At 68.2% G+C, this 1184-nt stretch carries 1 protein-coding gene; it reads right to left on the reverse strand.

Annotation, left to right across the window (positions count from 1 at the left end):
* Positions 1-1184 (reverse strand): serine hydroxymethyltransferase (glyA, locus tag LCD33_RS28605; RefSeq protein ID WP_255617906.1); only part of this gene is annotated, 1184 nt, incomplete at both ends.

The following is a 1184-nucleotide window of genomic DNA, read 5'->3' on the forward strand; positions in this document are numbered from 1 at the left end:
TGGTGGGTTGGAGTGCTGTGGCGATGATGTCGGCGACTTCGGTGAATTCGGTGGTGGTGAAGCCGCGGGTGGCCAGGGCGGGGGTGCCGATGCGCAGGCCGCTGGTGGTCATGGGGGGTCGGGGGTCGTGGGGGACGGCGTTGCGGTTGACGGTGATGCCGATGGTGTGGAGGCGGTCTTCGGCCTGCTTGCCGTCGAGTTCGGAGTGGCGCAGGTCGACCAGGACGAGGTGGACGTCGGTGCCGCCGGAGACCAGCGACACCCCCGCGGCGCGGGCGTCGTCGTGCAGGAGGCGCTCGGCGATGATGCGGGCGCCGTCGAGGGTGCGTTGCTGGCGGTCGGCGAACTCCGGGGTGGCGGCGAGTTTGAACAGCACGGCCTTGCCCGCGATGACGTGTTCCAGGGGCCCGCCCTGCTGGCCGGGGAAGACCGCGGAGTTGAACTTCTTCGCGAACTCCTCACTGGCCGAGAGGATCACCCCGCCCCGGGGGCCGCCGAGGGTCTTGTGGGTGGTCGTGGTGACCACATCGGCATAGGGCAGCGGGCTCGGGTGCAGCCCGGCGGCGACCAGGCCGGCGAAGTGGGCCATGTCGACCATCAGGTAAGCACCGACCTCGTCGGCGATCTCGCGGAACCGCGCGAAGTCCAGCTGGCGCGGATAGGCCGACCAGCCCGCCACGATCAGCTTCGGCCGGTTCTCCCGCGCCAGGCGAGCCACCTCGTCCATGTCGACCCGGTGATCGTCCTCGCGCACGTGGTACGGCACGACGGTGTAGAGCTTGCCGGAGAAGTTGATGCGCATCCCGTGCGTCAAATGACCACCATGGGCCAGGTCCAAGCCCATGATCGTGTCACCCGGCGACAACAAGGCGTGCATCGCCGCGGCGTTGGCCTGCGCACCCGAATGCGGCTGCACGTTCGCGAACGACGCCCCGAACAACGCCTTCACCCGATCGATCGCCAACTGCTCGACCACGTCCACATGCTCACAACCACCGTAATAACGGCGGCCCGGGTAGCCCTCGGCGTACTTGTTCGTCAACACCGAACCCTGCGCCTGCAACACCGCCTGCGGCGCGAAGTTCTCCGACGCGATCATCTCCAACGTGTTCTGCTGACGACCCAGCTCCGCCCCCACAGCAGCGGCCACCTCCGGATCCACCACCGCAAGCCGGTCGTTGAAC

Source organism: Saccharopolyspora sp. 7B (genome assembly GCF_020177435.1).
In the GTDB taxonomy this organism is placed as follows: Bacteria; Actinomycetota; Actinomycetes; order Mycobacteriales; family Pseudonocardiaceae; genus Saccharopolyspora_C; species Saccharopolyspora_C gregorii.